Source organism: Serratia ficaria (assembly GCF_900187015.1).
Classification (GTDB): domain Bacteria; phylum Pseudomonadota; class Gammaproteobacteria; order Enterobacterales; family Enterobacteriaceae; genus Serratia; species Serratia ficaria.
Genome location: NZ_LT906479.1, coordinates 5,141,970 through 5,163,836 on the forward strand (window position 1 = coordinate 5,141,970; position 21,867 = coordinate 5,163,836).

Sequence of the window (21,867 nt, forward strand, 5' to 3'; positions counted from 1 at the left end):
TACCGGGCCGGGAAATGGGCAGTTGTCTACGCTGTCTGGCCGCGGAAGCGCTGCGAAAACGCGCTTTGCGCTTAGACAGCCGCCACAGTTTACCGAATAACCACAGCAGATAACACATCAAGAGTAGGGCTATTGTCGGGATCGGCCACATGACGCGTTAAAATACGTCTTTCGGGTTACCGCCTTTCAGCAGCTTCAGGATGTCCTCCTGTTTTTCTTCTTCTTCGTCGTCTTCGTCTTCGCCCAGCTCGATGCCCAACAGCTCCATCAGTACATCGATGCGGTCCAGCGTCTGATCGACATAGGCCTGCTCTTCGGCATTCAGCGTTTCGCCGTCGTCGATGCGATCCAGCAATGCATCCAGGCGTTCGTCATTTTCCAGCTTCGCCAGCTCTTCTTCCGGCGACAGGCGCGGTTTGGCCTCGGCCTTCGGTTTCGGCTGCGGCTTGGCTTTCGCCTTGGCATCAACCACCAGCGCTACCGGCACCTTGCTGCCGATGCGCGGATCTTTGGCCTGTGCGGCTGATTTGTTTTTCTGGCTGTCGGATTCAACCTGGGTGCGGGAGCCGGAAGCATGACCGCGGCGCTTTTTCAGACGCTTGCGCTCGCGGGCTTCCTGATCGAGCTCCACACGGCTTTTCTTTTTCGTTTTCGGCTTCGCCGCGCTGCTGCGAGGCGCGCGAGGTGCTTTTGATGGCTGGTTCATGGCTTACGCTCTTAGGTATGTAGATTCAGTATAGAATTGCGGCGGAATCTAGCAGAAAGCAGACAAAGAAAAAAGGCGGCAGGTTAAACCTGCCGCCTATTTCGCACCTTCTTGCGAAGGTTATTTCTGCTACGCGCTCCATGCGCACACGCAACATCCCGGTTTTTCCCTCTGCTATAACCGCATTCCCTGCCACTACGTCCTTCATCCTGAAAGGAAAATCCTCCATGGCGCAATCCGTTCGCATCCGCTCTTCCTGAGCGCGCATCCTGCGGGCGTCCTCACTGCAATAACTTCACCATCCCTGTGCCATTTCGCGCATTCAGGTGCGAAAGGGGTCAATTCCTTCTGTACTCATCCTGGCACTCATTGCACGTCCGGTGCGTTCCCTGAGATTTTTCATCCGTCCCGGATGTTCCCTAATCCTGCGCAACCCTGCGTTAACCGCTACTTTACGTTATTGCCCCGGCGGCTCAAGGTACTTACCGCCGTTTACCGCGCCGCTGGTGCGCAACGGAAAATTAATTGTTTGTTTTTTAACGAAAAGAATAAAAACCACTTTCGAATAAAGCGACATTACCCTCGATTCGAATGGCAAATGTCTCACAGGCTTCGCCCGGCATAACTGCCACTCCCTGCTGGCCAGCCGCTTAAAAACAGAGAAACACACCATTTTTACCGCTGATGCAGTTATAATCGCCAACCAGTTAGCCATCCTCACGGAGACGAAAAATTTTGACCAGCAAGAATTACAATTATCATGTGACCCACTTCGTCACCAGTGCGCCCGATATTCGCCATCTGCCGGGGGATGAAGGTATTGAAGTCGCGTTCGCCGGCCGCTCCAACGCCGGCAAGTCCAGCGCGTTAAATACCCTGACCAACCAAAAAAGCCTGGCGCGAACCAGTAAAACGCCGGGACGTACCCAGCTGATCAACCTGTTCGAAGTGGAAGAAGGCATTCGCCTGGTCGACCTGCCGGGCTATGGCTATGCCGAAGTGCCGGAAGAGATGAAGCGCAAATGGCAGCGCGCGCTGGGTGAATACCTGCAAATGCGCAACTGCCTGAAAGGCCTGGTGGTGCTGATGGATATTCGTCACCCGCTGAAAGATCTCGACCAGCAGATGATCCAGTGGGCGGTCGACGTCGGCACCCCGGTGCTGGTGTTGCTGACCAAGGCCGACAAGCTGGCCTCGGGCGCGCGCAAGGCGCAGCTCAACATGGTGCGGGAAGCGGTGCTGCCGTTTATGGGCGATATTCAGGTTGAAGCCTTCTCTTCACCGAAAAAAATCGGCGTCGACAAGCTGAGCCAGAAGCTGAATACCTGGTTCAATGAGATCCCGCCGGAAGTGCTGCCGGAAGAAGACGCCGACGGCGAGTAAAATCGTCCGGCACGTCGTCAGAGCCGATGCGGTAACGCATCGGTTTTTTTATGCGCGTCTTTCGGCGATAACCGCGCTTTTTTGTTATCTAATTACAATTCTGACAAAAAGCCATCATAAAAACTTATCGGATAAATTGAACTCCCTGCCCGGATATCGGGGCTGGCGAGCTGGCGGGGCGATGGAAAAAGCGGCGGGCGAGATAGGGAAAACTTATGGTTTTTCGCTGTTTTTACAATAAAAAACGCCCCAGTCAATACTGACTGGGGCGGCTAAATATTCAGCCAAATCCGATTACGTGAAGTAAAAGGTCTGAAAGATAGAACATCTTACCTCTGTACCCTACGCCTGTAACTCTACCTCATTTTTTCGCAGGGCAAAAGAATTTTTTGTAGTTTACTTACACAATTTAACGCTCAAGAATGGCGAAGTTGCGGAAACAATCGCCGCATCTTGTAGCTTAATTACGAAAAGTGCTTAGGTTATCGCCAGTTAGCGCATCTGGCGATAACCGGGCGATCAATGCGCTTCATCCCAGTTGATGCCCACGCCGACATCCACCTTCAGCGGCACCGCCAGCGCCATGCTGCTTTCCATCAGTTCGCGGATGCGATCGCTGGACGCTTCAATCACCGATTCATGCACCTCGAACACCAGTTCATCGTGTACCTGCATGATCATGCGCACCAACGGCTGCTCCTGCCCCTGCAGCCAGGCGTCGACTTCGATCATCGCCCGCTTGATAATATCCGCGGCGGTGCCCTGCATCGGGGCGTTGATCGCCGCGCGCTCTGCGGCCTTGCGGCGCATGCCGTTGCTGGAGCGCACGTCCGGCAGGTACAAGCGGCGACCGTCCAGAGTGCTGACGTAGCCCTGCTCAGCGGCCTGCTGACGAGTGCGTTCCATGTAATCCAGCACCCCGGGGTAACGCTCGAAGTAGAGGTCCATATAGCGCTGGGCTTCGCCGCGCGGGATCCCCAGCTGGCGCGCCAGGCCGAAGGCGCTCATGCCGTAAATCAGGCCAAAGTTGATCGCTTTGGCGCTGCGGCGCTGCTCGCCGGTCACTTTGTCCAGCGGCACGCCAAACACCTCGGCTGCCGTAGCGCGGTGAATGTCTTTACCCTCGGCAAAGGCCTTCAGCAGCCCTTCGTCCTGCGACAGATGCGCCATGATGCGCAGTTCGATTTGCGAATAGTCGGCCGCGACGATGCGGTAGCCCTCGGGCGCGATAAACGCCTGGCGAATGCGCCGGCCTTCGTCGTTGCGCACCGGGATGTTCTGCAGGTTCGGATCGCTGGACGAGAGACGCCCGGTAGCCGTTACCGCCTGATGATAAGAGGTGTGCACCCGACCGCTGACCGGATTGATCATCAGCGGCAGCTTATCGGTATAGGTGGTTTTCAGCTTCGCCAGGCCGCGGTACTCCAGGATCACCTTAGGCAAAGGATAATCCAGCGCCAGCTCGGCCAGCACCTCTTCATTGGTCGATGGCGCGCCGCCCGGGGTTTTCTTCAGCACCGGCAGCTTTTGCTTCTCATACAGGATCGCCTGCAGCTGTTTGGTCGACGCCAGGTTAAAGGGTTCTTCCGCCAACTCATGCGCCTGAATTTCCAGCTCGCCGAGGCGCTTGGCCAGCTCCTGCGAATGGGCAGCCAGGATAGCCGGGTCGATCAGCACCCCGGTACGTTCGATATGCGACAGCACCGGCAACAACGGCATCTCAATCTGATTGAACACCGTCAGCAGTTCGGCGCTTTGCTGCAGCTGCGGCCACATCGCCAAATGCAGCTGCAGCGTGACGTCGGCGTCTTCCGCGGCGTAGGGCGCCGCCTGCTCCAGGGCGATTTGGTTGAACGTCAGCTGGTTTTTGCCCTTGCCGGCGATCTCTTCAAAGGTGATGGTCTTATGGCCCAAATAGCGGTCGGCCAGGCTGTCCATATCATGGCGGCCGCCGACGCTGTCCAGCACGTAGGATTCGAGCATGGTGTCGAAGGCGATGCCGCGCATATTAATGCCATAGCGCGCCAGCAGGCTCATATCGAACTTCAGGTTTTGCCCGACCTTCAGCGCCTTTTCGTCTTCCAGCAGCGGTTTGAGCGTTTCCAGCACATAGGCGCGATCCAGCTGCGCAGGCGCGTCCAGATAATCATGCGCCACCGGCAGGTAGGCGGCTTCGCCCGGCGCCACGGCGAACGACAGGCCAATCAGGTTGGCGCTCAGGGTGTCCAGGCCGTCGGTTTCGGTATCAAAGGCGAACACCTCGGCCTTTTTCAAGCGCTGCAGCCAAACGGCGAAGGTGTCTTCGTCCAGAATGGTGACATAGCCGTCCTGGGACAGTCTCGCTTCCGCTGCGGCCTTTGGCGCTTCCGGCGCGGCGGCGGCGGGTTTCGCCGCACCGGCGGTTCTCACCCCGGCGCCTTTTTTGTTTTCCAGCCAGACGCCGGCTTCCACATCCGCCAGCCAGCGTTTGAATTCATATTGTTTGAACAGCTGCTGCAGCACGTCGGCGTCCGGTGCGGACACCTCCAGATCGGCGCAGGAGAGTTCCAGCTCGACGTCGGTCTTGATCGTCGCCAGCTGGTAAGAGAGGTAGGCCACCTCTTTATTTTGCTCCAGCTTGGCGGCCATGGTCTTGGCGCCGCGGAAGCTGAGCGTGGCGATGCTGTCCAGGTTGCCGTACAGCGCATCCAGTCCGCCCACGCCCTGCAGCAGCGCCTGGGCGGTTTTCTCGCCCACGCCCGGCACACCCGGGATGTTATCCGAGGCATCGCCCATCAGCGCCAGGTAGTCGATAATCAGCGCCGGCGGAATGCCGTACTTGTCGCACACTTCCTGCGGACCGAGAATGCTGTTGTTCATGGTGTTGATCAGGGTGACGTTCGGCGTGACCAACTGCGCCATGTCTTTGTCCCCGGTGCTGATCAACACCGCATGGCCGGCTTTTTCCGCCTCCAGCGCCAGGGTACCGATAACGTCGTCGGCCTCTACGCCTGGCGTGACCAGCAGCGGCAGCCCCATCGCCTTGACCATTTTGTGCAGCGGCTCGATCTGCGCCCGCAGATCGTCTGGCATCGGCGGCCGATGCGACTTGTACTCTGCGAACAGCTCATCGCGGAAGGTTTTCCCTTTGGCATCAAACACCACCGCAACGTGGCTGGGCTGGTACTGCAGCAACAGGCTGCGCAGCATATTCAGCACGCCGTACATCGCTCCGGTCGGCTCGCCCGCCGAGTTGGTCAGCGGAGGGAAAGCGTGGTAAGCACGGTAGAGGTAGGAGGAACCGTCAACCAGGATTAATGGGTTTTCTGCAATCTGGGCCATAGCGTTTCTTTATCGTGATCGGACATAGCGGTAAGCATGCCATAGGTGGCCGCCGGAGACGAACCTTAGCGTGCATTACGGGTGAAAATGATGGGATTGTGCGAGAGGATCCACAAGATCCCTGCTGTGGATAACTTTGTGCATAGAAAAGATAACGGATTATAACGATGCGATCATCGTTATAATTAAGAATAAAATTCCTATTGAAATCACTGCGTTAAATGAATGGTTTTTACCGACGGATAATTATCGGCTTTTATTCAATTTGTGGATATAACTTGCATCGGATTTTAATCGCGCTATTAATCAAATTCAGCGCCTCAATTACCATAGCACAAGATGAGCAGGTTGCACAAAAACCCAGCAAATGACTATTTCGCCCCGGCGGGAAAACAGTGATTTTTAGCGGCGCTTTCCTTTGGCGGTTTCTGTTAAAATATTTTTTTGTTCATGCACTCCGCCATGTAACGATGTTCCCATAAACCGTCAGCCCATAACCATGCCAAAATTGTTAGCCCCTGTTATTTTTATCATTTCTGCCATGCTTACCATTTTGGTGACGGTGCTGTGTTCGATCCCCATCACGCTGGCCGGTATCGTAAAGCTATTGGTGCCCATCCCCGCCGTTTGGCGGCGTATCTCCGCCTTTGCCGATTTTATGATGTGGTGCTGGTGCCAGGGGCTGGCGCTGTTATTGCGCATTAACTGGCGGCTGCGTTGGGATATTGAAGGTCTCGAAGGGCTGGAACGTAAAAACTGGTATCTGCTGATCAGCAATCATGAAAGCTGGTCGGATATTGTGGTGCTGTGCGTATTGTTCAGAAACCATATCCCTATGAATAAATATTTCCTCAAGCAGCAGCTGGCCTGGGTACCCTTCGTCGGCTTGGCCTGCTGGGCGCTGGATATGCCGTTTATGAAACGCTACTCGCGCGCCTATTTGCTCAAGCATCCGGAAAGGCGCGGCAAGGATATCGAGACCACGCGCCGCTCCTGCGAGAAGTTTCGCCAGCGGCCGACCACCATCGTCAATTTTGTCGAGGGCTCGCGCTTCACCGAAGCCAAGAAAATTAAAACCCGTTCACCCTATCGCAATTTGCTGGCGCCAAAAGCCGCCGGCATCGCCTTTACGCTGAGCGCATTGGGCAGCCAGTTCGACAAGGTACTGAATGTCACCCTGCTTTATCCGGAAAATAACGCCCATCCCTTTATGGATATGCTGTGCGGGCGGCTGACGCGTATCGTGGTGAGAATCGAAATGCTACCGATCGATGAGACCATGCATGGCGACTACTTCAATGACAAGCTGTTCAAACGGCGTTTCCAACTGTGGCTGAACAGGCTGTGGCAGGAGAAAGATCGGCTGTTGGATAAACTGAAACGGCAATATGGATAAAAAAACGCCGGCGCTGAGCCGGCGTTTTTCATTTTAAATCACGGTTACTTCTGCTGGCTGAGGAATTTAACCACGTCAGCAAACTGCTTCACGTAGGCATCCATCGAGCTGGTGTCCAGGCCGTCGTTTTTAACCATGTATTTGCCATTAACAAATACCGCCGGCACGCCGCGCAACTGCAGATCTTCCGCCGCTTTTTCCTGCTGAACCACCAGGGATTTCACCACGAAGCTGTTCCAGGCCGCATCATAGTCCGCCGCGCTCACGCCCGCTTTCACGAACACATTGCGGATATCATCCGGGGTTTGCACCGTCTGGGTCTTCTGCACCGCTTCAAACATCAGCGGGCTGACCTTGTCTTCTACGCCCAGCGCCATCGCAACCGCCCAGGCCTGGGTCAGCTGCTTGCCCAACGGGCCCAGGAACTCAACGTGGTATTTGGTCATCTTGGTGCCGACAGGCAGCGCCTTTTTCACGTTTTCAGACACGTGATAAACCTGCTCGAACTGATAGCAGTGCGGGCAATAGAAGGAGAAGAACTCCAGCACCTGCGGCTCGCCGGTTACCGGCTTGTCCAGAGTCACGTATTGCGTACCATCGCTAAACTGCGCGGCAGAGGCGCTGAACGCCATCACCATGCCAACGAGCGCCAACCATATTTTCTTCATAAGACTAAACTCTCCATTATGTTAAAGCTTCAATACATTGGCGTCAGCTGCAGCGGGGGCTCCTGCAACAGCTTAACCTGTTCAGTGAAAGCCGCGGTCTGAGATAACCAGAAATCAGACTCCGCCATCCACGGAAAACTTTTGGGGAATGCCGGATCCTGCCAGCGGCGCGCCACCCAGGCCAGGTAATACACCATGCGCATCGCCCGCAGCGGTTCGATCAACGCCAGTTCGCGCTGATCGAACTCGGCAAACTCGGCGTAGGCTTCCAGCAAAATATCCAACTGCATCAAGCGATCGCGGCGCTCGCCGTGCAGCAACATCCACAGATCCTGCACCGCCGGGCCATTGCGCGCGTCATCAAGATCGACGAACAGCGGGCCATCGCGCCACAGAATATTGCCTGGGTGGCAATCGCCGTGCAAACGGCGCGGCTGCCAGTCCAGGCGCCAATGTTGCTTGATAGCCTCGATCAGGCGGTCTGTCGCCTTCAGGAAGGCGTCGCGCTGCGCATTCGGCAACAGCGCGCAGTTCGCCAATACCTGGCGCGGCGCAGTGAGATATTCCTCCACGCCCATCGTCGGGCGTTCGGCAAACAGCCTTTCGCCTCCCACCTGATGAATACGCCCGAGAAAACGGCCTACCCATTCCAATTGATCCAGATTATCAATCTCGTACTGCCGCCCACCTACGCTGGGGAAAACGGTAAAGAAGAAACCGCCATAGGTATGCAGCGTACTGCCCTGCAGCGCCAACGGCGCTACCGCCGGGATCTCCGCCTGAGCAAGATCCAGGGCAAACTGATGTTCTTCACCGATCTGCTCCGCGCTCCAGCGCTCGGGGCGGTAAAACTTCACCACGTAACGTTTACGATCTTCGTCCATAAACTGATAGACGCGGTTTTCATAGCTGTTCAGCGCCGTCAGCCCGGAATCGACGCGCAGGCCAACCCCTTCGAGCGCATCCATAATCAGATCGGGCGACAGGGTTTCAAAATTAAAGGCAGAGTTATTCATAACGTTCGCTTGGTAACCGCAGGGTGCCGGGAATGAGAAATAGTAGCATTAATGGCGAGTTTCACGAGTAATGCTTCCCTGCACCGCACAAAAGCTAATCCTTGATAACCCCGCGGGCGCGCAACAGCGCCGTTTTAAAGTCTTCTTCATAATCCTTTTTCAGGCCGGGGATCTGATCCGTGCCGGCGCTGCCGCGCATTTTCAGGTGATAGATGAGGATATCGTCACTCAGCTCGGACAGCTCGCCTTGAAAACCGGCTTCCTTCGCCAGCTTTTGCAAAAATGGGATCAGATTGAGATCGGGATCTTCCTGCCAGGCCGGATGCAACAGCTCGATCAGCTCGTTTACGCGATGCGTTTTCATCTCAATATCGTCCAGTGGTATGAATAAACACACAAAGTAACAGGCTTACCAACGCAGTGAAAGAAGCAGCTTGTCAATAAAGGTAAATCCTGATGTCACACCGGCTTTAGCGCTACAATCAGGGCATTAACAGTGCGGGAAGAAAAATATGCATGAAGAAATTACCGGCGTTATTCTGGCCGGCGGCCGCGGGACGCGGATGGCCGGTGAGGATAAGGGCTTGGTACCGATTGGCGGCGTAGCGCTTTATCGGTACGTGCTGGCGCGGTTACGTACGCAGGTAACTGCCGTCGCCATCAACGCCAATCGCAATCAGAAACGTTACCAAGCCAGCGGTCTGCCGGTGATCGGCGACCTGACGCCCGACTTTGCCGGCCCGCTGGCCGGCATGTTGGCCGGGTTGGAACATGCAGCCGGCAAATGGGTGGCCTTTGTACCTTGCGACGTGCCTGATTTCCCAGCGACATTAGTCGAAGAACTCTGGCGGCAGAAAGGCGATGCCCCGGCCGCCTATGCCAGCGACGGTGAACGGGATCACCCTACGCTGGCATTGCTGCACACCGGCCTTATACCGCAACTGACCGACTATCTGGCCCGCGGGGAACGTAAATTGATGCTGTTTCTGAAGGAGGTTCAGGCTCAGCGGGTCGTCTTCAGCGGACAACAGGCGGCATTCCATAATCTTAATACGCCTGACGACTGCCGGCGTTGGCAGCAGGAGCGAGGATTGCGCGATGAATAACTCACTGCCGCCGCTGCTGGCCATTGGCGCCTATAGCGGAACAGGAAAAACCACCCTGCTTAAACGGCTGATCCCTCTGCTGAAGCAGCGGCAGGTAAGAGTCGGATTGATCAAACACACCCATCACAATATGGATGTGGATACACCGGGTAAAGACAGCTATGAACTGCGCAAAGCCGGTGCCGATCAAACGCTGGTCGCCAGCGATCGCCGTTGGGCATTGATGACCGAAACGCCTGAGCAGCAACCGCTGGATCTTCAGTATCTGGCCAGCCGTTTTGATGCCGATAAGGTCGATCTGATTTTAGTGGAAGGGTTCAAGCATGAACCTATCGGTAAAATTATTCTCTACCGCGAAGAAATAGGCCGGCCGCTTGAGGAGATGCTGGACGAGTTTGTGCTCGCCGTCGCCAGCGATCGTCCGGTAACCGCCAACGTGCGCTCATTGGATATCAATCGGCCGGAAAGCATTGCCGATTTCATCATGGAATGGCTGAAAGGCGCAGCGTAGCTGCGCTTTTTTGCTTTTTTGCACATAACAAAAAGCCCCATGCTTTCGCATGGGGCTTGTCGTTTTATTTGATGCCTGGCAGTGTCCTACTCTCGCATGGGGAGACCCCACACTACCATCGGCGCTACGGCGTTTCACTTCTGAGTTCGGCATGGAGTCAGGTGGGACCACCGCGCTATTGCCGCCAGGCAAATTCTGTTTCATTCCAACCGCTTCACTCTCGTGTCGCCATCGAAACCAATCTCGGAACTTCGCTGAAAATTATTCGTCTCTCTAAAACACCTTCGGTGTTGTAAGGTTAAGCCTCACGGATCATTAGTACTGGTTAGCTCAATGCATCGCTGCACTTACACACCCAGCCTATCAACGTCTTAGTCTTAAACGTTCCTTCAGGGACCTTAAAGGTCCAGGGAAGACTCATCTCGAGGCAAGTTTCGCGCTTAGATGCTTTCAGCGCTTATCTTTTCCGCACTTAGCTACCGGGCAGTGCCATTGGCATGACAACCCGAACACCAGTGGTGCGTTCACTCCGGTCCTCTCGTACTAGGAGCAACCCCTCTCAATCTTCCAACGCCCACGGCAGATAGGGACCGAACTGTCTCACGACGTTCTAAACCCAGCTCGCGTACCACTTTAAATGGCGAACAGCCATACCCTTGGGACCTACTTCAGCCCCAGGATGTGATGAGCCGACATCGAGGTGCCAAACACCGCCGTCGATATGAACTCTTGGGCGGTATCAGCCTGTTATCCCCGGAGTACCTTTTATCCGTTGAGCGATGGCCCTTCCATTCAGAACCACCGGATCACTAAGACCTACTTTCGTACCTGCTCGAGCCGTCACTCTCGCAGTCAAGCTAGCTTATGCCTTTGCACTAACCTCACGATGTCCGACCGTGATTAGCTAACCTTCGTGCTCCTCCGTTACTCTTTGGGAGGAGACCGCCCCAGTCAAACTACCCACCAGACACTGTCCTCACCCCAGATTATGGGGCCGAGTTAGAACATCAAACATTAAAGGGTGGTATTTCAAGGTTGGCTCCACGCAGACTGGCGTCCACGCTTCAAAGCCTCCCACCTATCCTACACATCAAGGCTCAATGTTCAGTGTCAAGCTATAGTAAAGGTTCACGGGGTCTTTCCGTCTTGCCGCGGGTACACTGCATCTTCACAGCGAGTTCAATTTCACTGAGTCTCGGGTGGAGACAGCCTGGCCATCATTACGCCATTCGTGCAGGTCGGAACTTACCCGACAAGGAATTTCGCTACCTTAGGACCGTTATAGTTACGGCCGCCGTTTACTGGGGCTTCGATCAAGAGCTTCGCCTTGCGGCTGACCCCATCAATTAACCTTCCAGCACCGGGCAGGCGTCACACCGTATACGTCCACTTTCGTGTTTGCACAGTGCTGTGTTTTTATTAAACAGTTGCAGCCAGCTGGTATCTGCGACTGGCTTCAGCTCCATCCGCAAGGGACTTCACCTACGCGCCAGCGTGCCTTCTCCCGAAGTTACGGCACCATTTTGCCTAGTTCCTTCACCCGAGTTCTCTCAAGCGCCTTGGTATTCTCTACCTGACCACCTGTGTCGGTTTGGGGTACGATTCTGTGTTACCTGATGCTTAGAGGCTTTTCCTGGAAGCTTGGCATCAACTACTTCTGCACCGTAGTGCATCGTCATCACGCCTCAGGGTTGACAGCGTTCCGGATTTACCAGGAACACCCCCCTACACGCTTAAACCGGGACAACCGTCGCCCGGCTAGCCTAGCCTTCTCCGTCCCCCCTTCGCAGTAACACCGAGTACAGGAATATTAACCTGTTTCCCATCGACTACGCTTTTCAGCCTCGCCTTAGGGGTCGACTCACCCTGCCCCGATTAACGTTGGACAGGAACCCTTGGTCTTCCGGCGAGCGGGCTTTTCACCCGCTTTATCGTTACTTATGTCAGCATTCGCACTTCTGATACCTCCAGCAACCCTCACAGGCCACCTTCAACGGCTTACAGAACGCTCCCCTACCCAACAACGCCTAAGCGTCGCTGCCGCAGCTTCGGTGCATGGTTTAGCCCCGTTACATCTTCCGCGCAGGCCGACTCGACCAGTGAGCTATTACGCTTTCTTTAAATGATGGCTGCTTCTAAGCCAACATCCTGGCTGTCTATGCCTTCCCACATCGTTTCCCACTTAACCATGACTTTGGGACCTTAGCTGGCGGTCTGGGTTGTTTCCCTCTTCACGACGGACGTTAGCACCCGCCGTGTGTCTCCCGTGATAACATTCTTCGGTATTCGGAGTTTGCATCGGTTTGGTAAGCCGGGATGGCCCCCTAGCCGAAACAGTGCTCTACCCCCGAAGATGAGTTCACGAGGCGCTACCTAAATAGCTTTCGGGGAGAACCAGCTATCTCCCGGTTTGATTGGCCTTTCACCCCCAGCCACAAGTCATCCGCTAATTTTTCAACATTAGTCGGTTCGGTCCTCCAGTTAGTGTTACCCAACCTTCAACCTGCCCATGGCTAGATCACCGGGTTTCGGGTCTATACCTTGCAACTATTCGCCCAGTTAAGACTCGGTTTCCCTACGGCTCCCCTATACGGTTAACCTTGCTACAAAATATAAGTCGCTGACCCATTATACAAAAGGTACGCAGTCACACCACGAAGGTGCTCCCACTGCTTGTACGTACACGGTTTCAGGTTCTATTTCACTCCCCTCGCCGGGGTTCTTTTCGCCTTTCCCTCACGGTACTGGTTCACTATCGGTCAGTCAGGAGTATTTAGCCTTGGAGGATGGTCCCCCCATATTCAGACAGGATGTCACGTGTCCCGCCCTACTCATCGAACTCACAGTCAATGCATTTTAGTGTACGGGGCTATCACCCTTTACTGCGCGACTTTCCAGACGCTTCCACTAACGCAAGAACTGATTCAGGTTCTGGGCTGTTCCCCGTTCGCTCGCCGCTACTGGGGGAATCTCGGTTGATTTCTTTTCCTCGGGGTACTTAGATGTTTCAGTTCCCCCGGTTCGCCTCGTTAAGCTATGTATTCACTTAACGATAGTGCAACGAATTGCACTGGGTTTCCCCATTCGGGTATCGCCGGTTATAACGGTTCATATCACCTTACCGACGCTTTTCGCAGATTAGCACGCCCTTCATCGCCTCTGACTGCCTAGGCATCCACCGTGTACGCTTAGTCACTTAACCTCACAACCCGAAGGCGTCTTTTATAAATAATCGACACTTCGCATTGCAAACATTTGAGAGACTCTATGACGGGTTACTCCTTATCCCAATATTTCTACGGAGGGACAAGTTTCAGCCGTCATGTTTCAATTTTCAGCTTGTTCCAGATTGTTAAAGAGCAATATCTTAAACACGACTCGCAAGAGTCATCTTTAAGATTTTTTGGTCACGCATGACCGGTGATAATGTCTTTCACTCATTATCGGAATGGCGTCCCCAAGGGGATTCGAACCCCTGTTACAGCCGTGAAAGGGCAGTGTCCTAGGCCTCTAGACGATGGGGACACGAAAATCCGATTAAACTGAACGTTTTAATCGGTTCGCATCAGCATGAGTCAGAGACTCATTACATCAACAGGTGCGCATTGCTCGTTACTTTTTCATCAGACAATCTGTGTGAGCACTTCACGCGAATCGATATCATTAGGTAAGGAGGTGATCCAACCGCAGGTTCCCCTACGGTTACCTTGTTACGACTTCACCCCAGTCATGAATCACAAAGTGGTAAGCGCCCTCCCGAAGGTTAAGCTACCTACTTCTTTTGCAACCCACTCCCATGGTGTGACGGGCGGTGTGTACAAGGCCCGGGAACGTATTCACCGTAGCATTCTGATCTACGATTACTAGCGATTCCGACTTCATGGAGTCGAGTTGCAGACTCCAATCCGGACTACGACGTACTTTATGAGGTCCGCTTGCTCTCGCGAGTTCGCTTCTCTTTGTATACGCCATTGTAGCACGTGTGTAGCCCTACTCGTAAGGGCCATGATGACTTGACGTCATCCCCACCTTCCTCCGGTTTATCACCGGCAGTCTCCTTTGAGTTCCCGACCGAATCGCTGGCAACAAAGGATAAGGGTTGCGCTCGTTGCGGGACTTAACCCAACATTTCACAACACGAGCTGACGACAGCCATGCAGCACCTGTCTCAGAGTTCCCGAAGGCACCAAAGCATCTCTGCTAAGTTCTCTGGATGTCAAGAGTAGGTAAGGTTCTTCGCGTTGCATCGAATTAAACCACATGCTCCACCGCTTGTGCGGGCCCCCGTCAATTCATTTGAGTTTTAACCTTGCGGCCGTACTCCCCAGGCGGTCGATTTAACGCGTTAGCTCCGGAAGCCACGCCTCAAGGGCACAACCTCCAAATCGACATCGTTTACAGCGTGGACTACCAGGGTATCTAATCCTGTTTGCTCCCCACGCTTTCGCACCTGAGCGTCAGTCTTCGTCCAGGGGGCCGCCTTCGCCACCGGTATTCCTCCAGATCTCTACGCATTTCACCGCTACACCTGGAATTCTACCCCCCTCTACGAGACTCTAGCTTGCCAGTTTCAAATGCAGTTCCCACGTTAAGCGCGGGGATTTCACATCTGACTTAACAAACCGCCTGCGTGCGCTTTACGCCCAGTAATTCCGATTAACGCTTGCACCCTCCGTATTACCGCGGCTGCTGGCACGGAGTTAGCCGGTGCTTCTTCTGCGAGTAACGTCAATGCGCTGCCGTATTAAGACATCGCCCTTCCTCCTCGCTGAAAGTGCTTTACAACCCGAAGGCCTTCTTCACACACGCGGCATGGCTGCATCAGGCTTGCGCCCATTGTGCAATATTCCCCACTGCTGCCTCCCGTAGGAGTCTGGACCGTGTCTCAGTTCCAGTGTGGCTGGTCATCCTCTCAGACCAGCTAGGGATCGTCGCCTAGGTGAGCCATTACCCCACCTACTAGCTAATCCCATCTGGGCACATCTGATGGCGTGAGGCCCGAAGGTCCCCCACTTTGGTCCGTAGACGTTATGCGGTATTAGCTACCGTTTCCAGTAGTTATCCCCCTCCATCAGGCAGTTTCCCAGACATTACTCACCCGTCCGCCGCTCGTCACCCAGAGAGCAAGCTCTCCTGTGCTACCGCTCGACTTGCATGTGTTAGGCCTGCCGCCAGCGTTCAATCTGAGCCATGATCAAACTCTTCAATTAAAAGCTTGATTTGCTTCAACTCGTGAAGCGATGCTCAAAGGTTACTGCATGAATTTTACTTCAGTTAGTCACTCTTCAAGACTTGATATTTTTTCGTACCCGAAGGTACTGGATATCGTCTTGTGGAGTGCCCACACAGATTGTCTGATAAATTGTTAAAGAGCGTTGGTTACTGAGAGATAACTCTCGGTAACGCGGGAGGTGCATATTACGCTTTCCCGCTGAAGAGTCAAGCTTTTTTCTTATTAAGAAACGGCGTTTTCACCGGCTTGCTTCTTCCTGGCTGGGCGACTGGTTCTCGTTAGAGGAGTCGTTGTTCCCGGTCAGTGGAGGCGCATTATAGGGAGTTCTCAGAACGCCGCAACCCCTAAATGCAAAAAACTTTTCAAGCGCGGTTTTTTTCGGCAAACGGGTCAAAAAGCGGCGCTTTTATGTCACTTTTTCCGGCAAACAGCCATAAAAGCTGGCGATCCCTGGAGTAAAATAAGAATAACGATGTTCAGTAAGGACCCGCAGCCATGCAATTTAATGCTCAACAACAGGCCGCCCAACGCAATCTTTCTTATCTTCTGGCGGAAAAACTCGGCCAACAAATCCTGGCGGGCGACTATCAGGCCGGCAGCATCCTGCCCGGCGAGATGGAACTGGGCGAACAATTCGGCGTAAGCCGCACGGCGGTGCGCGAAGCGGTCAAGATGTTGGCGGCCAAAGGCATGCTGCTGCCGCGCCCGCGCATCGGCACCCGGGTGATGCCGCGCAGCCAATGGAACTTCCTCGATCAGGATTTGCTGACCTGGTGGATGACGCGGGAAAACTTCGATCAGGTCATGCAGCACTTCCTTATCTTGCGCACCTCGCTGGAACCGCAGGCCTGCGCGCTGGCGGCCAGCCACGCCAGCGCGCAACAAACCGGGCTGTTGGCGGAGCTGATGGCGGAAATGCGCGCGCTGCACACCCAGTTTGACCGCGAACGCTGGATCCAGGTTGATACCCAGTTCCACCAGCTTATCTACGAAGCCAGCGGCAACCCCTTCCTGACCTCGTTCGCCAACCTGTTCAGTTCGGTGTATCAAAGCTACTTCCGCGCCATCACCGGCAACGAAGTGATCAAGCTGCGGCATCACCAGGCAATCGTCGACGCGATACTCGCCGGAGACAGCGCCGGCGCTCTGGCCGCCTGCCAGGTATTGCTTAAAGAGAAAGACTAGACGCCTCCTCTGCTTATATATAGAAGAAAGATGAGAGGGACAGACGATCATTAACCAGGACCGACCATGACCAAATCCGCGCGCAGTATGGCAGGGCTACCCTGGATCGCCGCAATGGCGTTCTTTATGCAGGCGTTGGACGCCACCATCCTCAACACCGCGCTGCCGGCGATCGCCCACAGCCTGGAACGTTCGCCGCTGGCGATGCAGTCGGCCGTCATCAGCTATACGCTGACGGTGGCGATGCTGATCCCGGTCAGCGGCTGGCTGGCGGACCGCTTCGGCACCCGGCGGGTGTTTATCTTCGCGGTATCGTTATTTACCCTCGGCTCGCTGCTGTGCGCACTGTCCCCCACGCTGAGCGTGTTGGTCGCCTCGCGCGTTATCCAGGGCGTCGGCGGCGCGATGATGATGCCGGTGGCGCGGTTGGCCCTGCTGCGCGCCTATCCGCGCAGCGAGCTGCTGCCGGTGCTGAACTTCGTCACCATGCCCGGATTGGTCGGGCCGATACTGGGGCCGCTGCTGGGCGGCTGGCTGGTGACCTACGCCACCTGGCACTGGATTTTCCTGATCAACATTCCTATCGGCCTGCTCGGCATCTTCTATGCGCGCAAATACATGCCGGATTTCACCACCCCCAAGCGCCGCTTCGACTTTATCGGTTTTCTGCTGTTCGGCCTGAGCCTGGTGCTGGTCTCGACCGGCCTTGAGCTGTTTGGCGAACGGGTGTTGGCGAGCTACATCTCGCTGGGCATTCTGCTCAGCGGTTTCGTGATGCTGTTCGGCTATATCGCCCACGCGCGCCGCCACCCTCAGCCATTGATCGGGTTGGACCTGTTCAAGACCCGCACCTTCTCGGTCGGCATCGCCGGCAACGTCGCATCAAGGCTGGGCACCGGCTGCGTGCCCTTCCTGATGCCGCTGATGCTGCAGGTGGGCTTTGGCTACTCGGCAATCGTCGCCGGCTGCATGATGGCGCCGACCGCCGTCGGCTCGCTGATGGCGAAATCCACCGTCACCCAGGTATTGCGCTGGTTCGGCTACCGCAAAACCCTGGTCGGCATCACCGTCATCATCGGCGTGCTGATCGCCCAGTTCGCGCTGCAGAGCCCGGGCATGCCGCTGTGGCTGATGATCCTGCCGCTGTTCGTGCTGGGCATGGCGATGTCCACCCAGTTCACCGCCATGAACACCATCAGCCTGGCGGATCTGAACGACGCCAACGCCAGCTCGGGCAACAGCGTGCTGGCGGTAACCCAGCAGCTGTCCATCAGCTTTGGCGTGGCGATCAGCGCGGCGGTGCTGCGCTTTTACGACTCCCTGTCGCTCGGCACCATGATTGACCACTTCCACTACACCTTTATTACCATGGGGATCGTCACCGTGGCTTCGGCGCTGGTGTTTATGCTGTTGAGAAGGAAGGACGGCCGCAATCTGATCAGCGGCCGGGAAAGCGGGAAAGAAGCCAAGGCTTCGAGCTAACGGCGGCCAACGGAAGCGCGCTCCACCAGCTCAGGCGTCAACACCAGCACCTGCGCCTCGCGCTCCGGGTTTTGCAGGCGGTTGATCAACGCATCGATCGCCAATTCACCCAGCGAATCCTTCGGCTGGTGAATGGTGCTCAACGGCGGCGCCAGGTATTTGGCCAGTTCGATATCGTCATAGCCCATCACCGCCATGTCCTGCGGCACCGACAGCCCGGCCTGGTATAGCGCCTGATAGACGCCCACCGCCACCGCATCGTTACCGGCAAACACCGCATGCGGCGGCTCGTCCAGCGCCAGCAGCTGCCGCATGGCGTTAACCCCGCCTTCAAATTCAAAGTCGCAGTGCACTTCATAGCCCGGCGGAATGGGCAGGCCGGCGCGCCGCATGGCATTGCGATAGCCCTCCAGGCGATGCCGGGCGGTGGTCTTATCCTGCGGGCCGGCGATGCAGGCTATTTTGCGGTAGCCGCTGGCGATCAGGTGATCGGTCGCCATCTCGCCGCCCAGCAACGAATTGTCCTGAATAATGTCGTTGGCGCCTTCAAACGGCGCCCAGTCCATCATCACGATAGGTAAAGAGGGGTAGCGGCGCAGCGCATCCTGCGACGGCCGGTGATTCTCGGTGCACATCAGCAGCAAGCCGTCGACGCGCTTTTGCAGCAGGGTTTCCATGCTGCGGTTCATGCGCGCCGCGTCTTCTTCGGTATTGCACAGGATCAGGCTGTAGCCGCGTTCGTAGCAGCTGCGCTCGACGCCGCGCACCACTTCGGCGTAAAACGGGTTGTTGCTGGAGGTGACCAGCATGCCGATGGTGCGCGTCTGGTTGAGCTTCAGGCTGCGCGCCAGGGCGGAGGGCGCGTAGTTCAGCTGTTCAACGGCCGCCATGACTTTGTCGCGCACGCTGTCGCTGACGAAGCGATTGTTGTTGATTACGTGCGATACGGTGGAGGTTGAAACGCCCGCCAGGCGGGCGACATCTTTCATGGTGGCCAAAGGGCTTACTCCTGCCGCTGCAAGAAGGCGTCGATCTCTTCGCGCCAGGGCACGGAAGGCTGCGCGCCGGGGCGCGTCACGGCGATCGCCGCCGCCGCATGGGCGAAGCGCACCGCATGCGCCATGGTTTCCCCTTCCAGCAACGCCGTGACCAGCGCGCCGTTAAAGGTATCGCCGGCGGCGATGGTGTCCACCGCTTTCACCTTGAAGCCCGGCACCAGTTTGCCGTCGCCGTTTTCGCTCAGCCATACCCCGCGGCTGCCGAGGGTAATGATCACCGTGGCGATGCCTTTATCGTGCAGAACCTGAGCGGCGCGCGCCGCATCTGCATCGTTGTCGACCGCAATCCCGGTCAGGCGCTGGGCCTCGGTTTCATTGGGGGTGATCATATCGATAGTCGCCAGCAGCTCATCCGGCAGTTCGCGCGCCGGCGCCGGGTTGAGGATCACCTGAGTTTGATGGCTTTTCGCCAGGCGGGCGGCGGCGATAACCGTCTCCAGCGGCGACTCCAGCTGCATCAGCAGGGCATCGGCGTCAATCACCCGTTGCCGATAGCGCGCCAGATAGTCCGGCGTAACCGCGGCATTGGCACCGGCATCGATGCCGATGACGTTTTCGCCCTCGGCGTTGACGAAAATCAGCGCCACGCCGGTGGTGTTGTCGGCGATGGCCTTGATCGGTTGGGTATCAATGCGATCGGCAGCCAGCTGTTGGCGGATGCGTTCACCGATATCGTCGGCGCCCACGCAGGCGATAAAGGCGATATCCGCCCCGCTGCGCCCGGCCGCCACTGCCTGATTCGCGCCCTTGCCGCCAAACGCCACCTTATACTGTTTCCCGATCACCGTTTCGCCCGGGTGAGGGAAGCGTTCAATATTGAGGATATGGTCGGCATTGATGCTGCCCAGAACCACCAGCTTACCTGTTTCCATCGCATTGATTCCTGAATTGCGCGCCACCCTAAGATGGCGCGGGTATGACTTATTGGGTGACCAGTTTCAAATCCACCGGAATAGTGGCCGGCACTTTCTCGCCTTTCAGCACTTTGTCGGCGGTTTCCACGCCAATTACGCCGATCTGATCCGGGCGCTGCGCCACGGTCGCCGCCAGTTTGCCGCCCTCCACCGCTTTCACGCCGTCGGCGGTGCCGTCGAAGCCTACCACGACCACGTCGGATTTTCCGGCGGTTTGCAGCGCACGCAGCGCACCCAGCGCCATTTCATCGTTCTGGGCAAACACCGCCTGCACGTCCGGATGCGCGGTCAGCAGGTTCTGCATCACGTTCAGGCCTTTGGTGCGGTCAAAATCGGCCGGCTGGCTGGCCAACAGTTTGAATTTATTCTGATCCAGCGACTGTTTGAAGCCTTCGCCGCGCTCGCGTGCGGCGGAGGTGCCGGCAATGCCTTCCAGTTGGATCACTTTCGCGTCTGCCCCCACTTTCTTGGCGATGAAGTCGCCGGCCATTTTGCCGCCCACGCGGTTATCCGAGGCGATGTGGCTAACCACTTCGCCCTTGCTCGCCACGCGGTCCAGGGTAATGACCGGGATCTTGGCCTGGTTGGCCATCTTGATGGCGTTGCCGACCGCGTCGGAGTCGGTCGGGTTGATCAGCAGCAGCTTAGGCGCCTGTACCATCAGATCCTGCACGTTGGCCAGCTCTTTCGCCGGGTTGTTTTGCGAATCCAGCACCACCAGGTTGTAACCCAGCTTGTTGGCTTCCTGCTGCGCGCCTTCCTTCATTGAAACGAAGAACGGGTTATTGAGGGTCGATACCACCAGCGCGATGGTGTCTTTGGCCAGCGCATTGGCGCTCAGCGTGGCGCTCAGGGCGAAGGCGGAAGCTAAAACTGCCAGTTTTTTCATTTTCATCATCGTGATTCCTGTAGGGGGAGGTTACTTGTTGCTTTTGTTATCTACCAGAACCGCCAGCAGTATCACCACTGCCTTCACGATCATTTGGTAGTAGGAAGAAACACCCAGTAAATTCAGGCCGTTGTTCAGGAAGCCCAGGATCAGCGCGCCGATCAAGGTGCCGACGATCCGGCCCTTGCCGCCCGCCAGGCTGGTGCCGCCCAGCACGACGGCGGCGATGGCGTCCAGCTCGTAGCCGGTGCCGGCGGTCGGCTGCGCCGAAGACAGGCGCGCCACTTCGATCACTCCGGCCAGCGCCGCCAGCAGGCCGCACAGCGAATAGACGATAACTTTCACTTTATCGACGCTGATGCCGGACAAGCGGGTCGCCGCTTCGTTGCCGCCCAAGGCATAAATATAGCGGCCCAGGCGGGTGTGATGCAGCATGTACCAAGCGGCGATGAACACGATAGCCATAATCCAGATTGGGGTAGGCACCCCCAGCGGGCGGCCGATGCCGAACCAGCCGAAGGCGTCGGCCACGTCGGTAAAGCCGGTATTCACCGGGCTGCCGTTGGTGTAGACCATGGTGACGCCGCGCAGCAGCAGCATCATCACCAGCGTGGCGATAAATGCCTGCACCTTGCCTTTGGCGACGATCACCCCGGTGCAGGCGCCTATCGCCGCCCCCAGCGCCAGCGCCGCCGCAACGGCCACCAGCGCATTCACCTCAAAGCCGACGATCGAAGCCGCCACCGCACCGGTCAGCGCCAGCAACGATCCGACCGACAGATCGATGCCGGAGGTGAGGATCACCAGCGTCATCCCCACCGCCATAATGGCGTTCACCGAGGTTTGCTGCAGAATATTGAACAGATTGTTCAGGGTGAAGAAATTCGGGCTCATGGAAGAGACCACGGCGATCAGCACCAGCAGAGCAATCAGGGATTTCTGCTCTAACAGCCACTCTTTACTGAACCAGCGCTTAGCTGCGATAGTCTGGGAACTCAT

Annotated in this window: 16 protein-coding genes, 1 tRNA gene and 3 rRNA genes; 6 read left to right on the forward strand and 14 right to left on the reverse strand. The window is 56.4% G+C overall.

Translation table 11 applies throughout. The annotated features are described in order from the left end of the window. Positions 1–157: 157 nt before the first annotated feature. Entirely contained in the window at positions 158–706 is a 549-nt protein-coding gene (yihI, locus tag CKW09_RS24035) for a Der GTPase-activating protein YihI (RefSeq protein WP_073970346.1), read from the reverse strand. A 735-nt stretch (positions 707–1,441) separates the two neighbouring features. Here yihI and yihA point away from each other — a divergent pair. Continuing rightward, complete coding sequence (yihA, locus tag CKW09_RS24045; protein WP_061799654.1) at positions 1,442–2,089, forward strand: ribosome biogenesis GTP-binding protein YihA/YsxC; 648 nt, start codon at positions 1,442–1,444, stop codon at positions 2,087–2,089. A gap of 280 nt (positions 2,090–2,369) precedes the next feature. Here the strand turns inward: yihA and CKW09_RS25040 are convergent, their stop codons facing one another. After that, a complete protein-coding gene (locus CKW09_RS25040) occupies positions 2,370–2,417 on the reverse strand; it encodes a spot 42 RNA, inhibition of DNA synthesis (protein WP_071892919.1) in 48 nt (15 codons plus the stop codon). Between the two features lie 191 nt (positions 2,418–2,608). Continuing rightward, positions 2,609–5,410 carry a DNA polymerase I gene (gene polA / locus CKW09_RS24050; RefSeq protein WP_095099868.1) on the reverse strand — a complete coding sequence of 934 codons (2,802 nt, stop codon included), beginning with the start codon at positions 5,408–5,410 and terminating at the stop codon, positions 2,609–2,611. Between the two features lie 499 nt (positions 5,411–5,909). On the opposite strand from polA, the gene CKW09_RS24055 reads away from it, so the two are divergent. Next, positions 5,910–6,806 carry an acyltransferase gene (locus CKW09_RS24055; protein WP_061799657.1) on the forward strand — a complete coding sequence of 299 codons (897 nt, stop codon included), beginning with the start codon at positions 5,910–5,912 and terminating at the stop codon, positions 6,804–6,806. 44 nt (positions 6,807–6,850) lie between these two features. On the opposite strand, the gene dsbA is transcribed toward CKW09_RS24055, so the two are convergent. The 3 genes from dsbA to CKW09_RS24070 form a co-directional block, all read right to left on the reverse strand. Beyond that, positions 6,851–7,474 (reverse strand): thiol:disulfide interchange protein DsbA, encoded by a 624-nt coding sequence (gene dsbA / locus CKW09_RS24060; RefSeq protein ID WP_061799658.1) that lies wholly within the window; start codon positions 7,472–7,474, stop codon positions 6,851–6,853. Positions 7,475–7,503: 29 nt separating this feature from the next. Further along, positions 7,504–8,490, reverse strand: a complete 987-nt coding sequence (locus tag CKW09_RS24065) for a serine/threonine protein kinase (protein WP_061799659.1) — start codon at positions 8,488–8,490, stop codon at positions 7,504–7,506. 94 nt (positions 8,491–8,584) lie between these two features. Then, complete coding sequence (locus CKW09_RS24070; RefSeq protein ID WP_061799661.1) at positions 8,585–8,854, reverse strand: YihD family protein; 270 nt, start codon at positions 8,852–8,854, stop codon at positions 8,585–8,587. Between the two features lie 148 nt (positions 8,855–9,002). Between CKW09_RS24070 and mobA the strand changes: the two genes are divergently transcribed. Both mobA and mobB read left to right on the forward strand, forming a co-directional pair. Beyond that, complete coding sequence (gene mobA, locus CKW09_RS24075; RefSeq protein WP_095099871.1) at positions 9,003–9,596, forward strand: molybdenum cofactor guanylyltransferase MobA; 594 nt, start codon at positions 9,003–9,005, stop codon at positions 9,594–9,596. Continuing rightward, positions 9,589–10,107: a molybdopterin-guanine dinucleotide biosynthesis protein MobB gene (mobB, locus tag CKW09_RS24080; protein ID WP_095099874.1), complete on the forward strand. Its 519-nt coding sequence runs from the start codon at positions 9,589–9,591 to the stop codon at positions 10,105–10,107. The genes mobA and mobB overlap by 8 nt, the downstream gene beginning before the upstream one ends. A 73-nt stretch (positions 10,108–10,180) precedes the next feature. Here mobB and rrf read toward each other — a convergent pair. The 4 genes from rrf to CKW09_RS24100 form a co-directional block, all read right to left on the reverse strand. Then, positions 10,181–10,296: ribosomal RNA gene (gene rrf, locus CKW09_RS24085) — 5S ribosomal RNA — on the reverse strand. Between the two features lie 105 nt (positions 10,297–10,401). Then, positions 10,402–13,309: ribosomal RNA gene (locus tag CKW09_RS24090) — 23S ribosomal RNA — on the reverse strand. Positions 13,310–13,556: 247 nt separating this feature from the next. Further along, a tRNA-Glu gene (locus CKW09_RS24095) sits at positions 13,557–13,632 on the reverse strand. A gap of 143 nt (positions 13,633–13,775) precedes the next feature. After that, a 16S ribosomal RNA gene (locus tag CKW09_RS24100) occupies positions 13,776–15,317 on the reverse strand. The 16S, 23S and 5S rRNA genes sit together here with 1 tRNA gene alongside, the layout of an rRNA operon. A gap of 518 nt (positions 15,318–15,835) precedes the next feature. On the opposite strand from CKW09_RS24100, the gene CKW09_RS24105 reads away from it, so the two are divergent. Together CKW09_RS24105 and mdtD are read left to right on the forward strand one after the other, a co-directional pair. Further along, positions 15,836–16,525, forward strand: a complete 690-nt coding sequence (locus CKW09_RS24105) for a FadR/GntR family transcriptional regulator (RefSeq protein ID WP_061800241.1) — start codon at positions 15,836–15,838, stop codon at positions 16,523–16,525. A gap of 66 nt (positions 16,526–16,591) precedes the next feature. Then, positions 16,592–18,007: a multidrug transporter subunit MdtD gene (mdtD, locus tag CKW09_RS24110; protein WP_095099876.1), complete on the forward strand. Its 1,416-nt coding sequence runs from the start codon at positions 16,592–16,594 to the stop codon at positions 18,005–18,007. Here the strand turns inward: mdtD and rbsR are convergent. Genes rbsR through rbsC form a run of 4 tightly spaced genes read right to left on the reverse strand, consistent with a single transcriptional unit; the run spans position 18,004 to position 21,867 of the window. Then, complete coding sequence (gene rbsR / locus CKW09_RS24115; RefSeq protein WP_061800244.1) at positions 18,004–19,005, reverse strand: ribose operon transcriptional repressor RbsR; 1,002 nt, start codon at positions 19,003–19,005, stop codon at positions 18,004–18,006. The genes mdtD and rbsR overlap by 4 nt on opposite strands. Before the next feature lie 5 nt (positions 19,006–19,010). Further along, positions 19,011–19,937 carry a ribokinase gene (rbsK, locus tag CKW09_RS24120; RefSeq protein WP_095099879.1) on the reverse strand — a complete coding sequence of 309 codons (927 nt, stop codon included), beginning with the start codon at positions 19,935–19,937 and terminating at the stop codon, positions 19,011–19,013. Positions 19,938–19,986: 49 nt separating this feature from the next. Then, complete coding sequence (rbsB, locus tag CKW09_RS24125) at positions 19,987–20,874, reverse strand: ribose ABC transporter substrate-binding protein RbsB (RefSeq protein WP_061800291.1); 888 nt, start codon at positions 20,872–20,874, stop codon at positions 19,987–19,989. Between the two features lie 24 nt (positions 20,875–20,898). Then, positions 20,899–21,867, reverse strand: a complete 969-nt coding sequence (gene rbsC, locus CKW09_RS24130; RefSeq protein ID WP_061800247.1) for a ribose ABC transporter permease — start codon at positions 21,865–21,867, stop codon at positions 20,899–20,901.

Excerpts from the sequence above, each read along its gene's own strand:
- yihI (WP_073970346.1), bottom strand. The coding sequence starts at position 706 with ATGAACCAGCCATCAAAAGCACCTCGCGCGCCTCGCAGCAGCGCGGCG.
- polA (WP_095099868.1), bottom strand. The coding sequence starts at position 5,410 with ATGGCCCAGATTGCAGAAAACCCATTAATCCTGGTTGACGGTTCCTCC.
- dsbA (WP_061799658.1), bottom strand. The coding sequence starts at position 7,474 with ATGAAGAAAATATGGTTGGCGCTCGTTGGCATGGTGATGGCGTTCAGC.
- rbsK (WP_095099879.1), bottom strand. The coding sequence starts at position 19,937 with ATGGAAACAGGTAAGCTGGTGGTTCTGGGCAGCATCAATGCCGACCAT.
- CKW09_RS24070 (WP_061799661.1), bottom strand. The coding sequence starts at position 8,854 with ATGAAAACGCATCGCGTAAACGAGCTGATCGAGCTGTTGCATCCGGCC.
- CKW09_RS24055 (WP_061799657.1), top strand. The coding sequence starts at position 5,910 with ATGCCAAAATTGTTAGCCCCTGTTATTTTTATCATTTCTGCCATGCTT.
- rbsB (WP_061800291.1), bottom strand. The coding sequence starts at position 20,874 with ATGAAAATGAAAAAACTGGCAGTTTTAGCTTCCGCCTTCGCCCTGAGC.
- mobB (WP_095099874.1), top strand. The coding sequence starts at position 9,589 with ATGAATAACTCACTGCCGCCGCTGCTGGCCATTGGCGCCTATAGCGGA.
- mdtD (WP_095099876.1), top strand. The coding sequence starts at position 16,592 with ATGACCAAATCCGCGCGCAGTATGGCAGGGCTACCCTGGATCGCCGCA.
- CKW09_RS24065 (WP_061799659.1), bottom strand. The coding sequence starts at position 8,490 with ATGAATAACTCTGCCTTTAATTTTGAAACCCTGTCGCCCGATCTGATT.
- CKW09_RS24105 (WP_061800241.1), top strand. The coding sequence starts at position 15,836 with ATGCAATTTAATGCTCAACAACAGGCCGCCCAACGCAATCTTTCTTAT.
- rbsC (WP_061800247.1), bottom strand. The coding sequence starts at position 21,867 with ATGAGTTCCCAGACTATCGCAGCTAAGCGCTGGTTCAGTAAAGAGTGG.
- mobA (WP_095099871.1), top strand. The coding sequence starts at position 9,003 with ATGCATGAAGAAATTACCGGCGTTATTCTGGCCGGCGGCCGCGGGACG.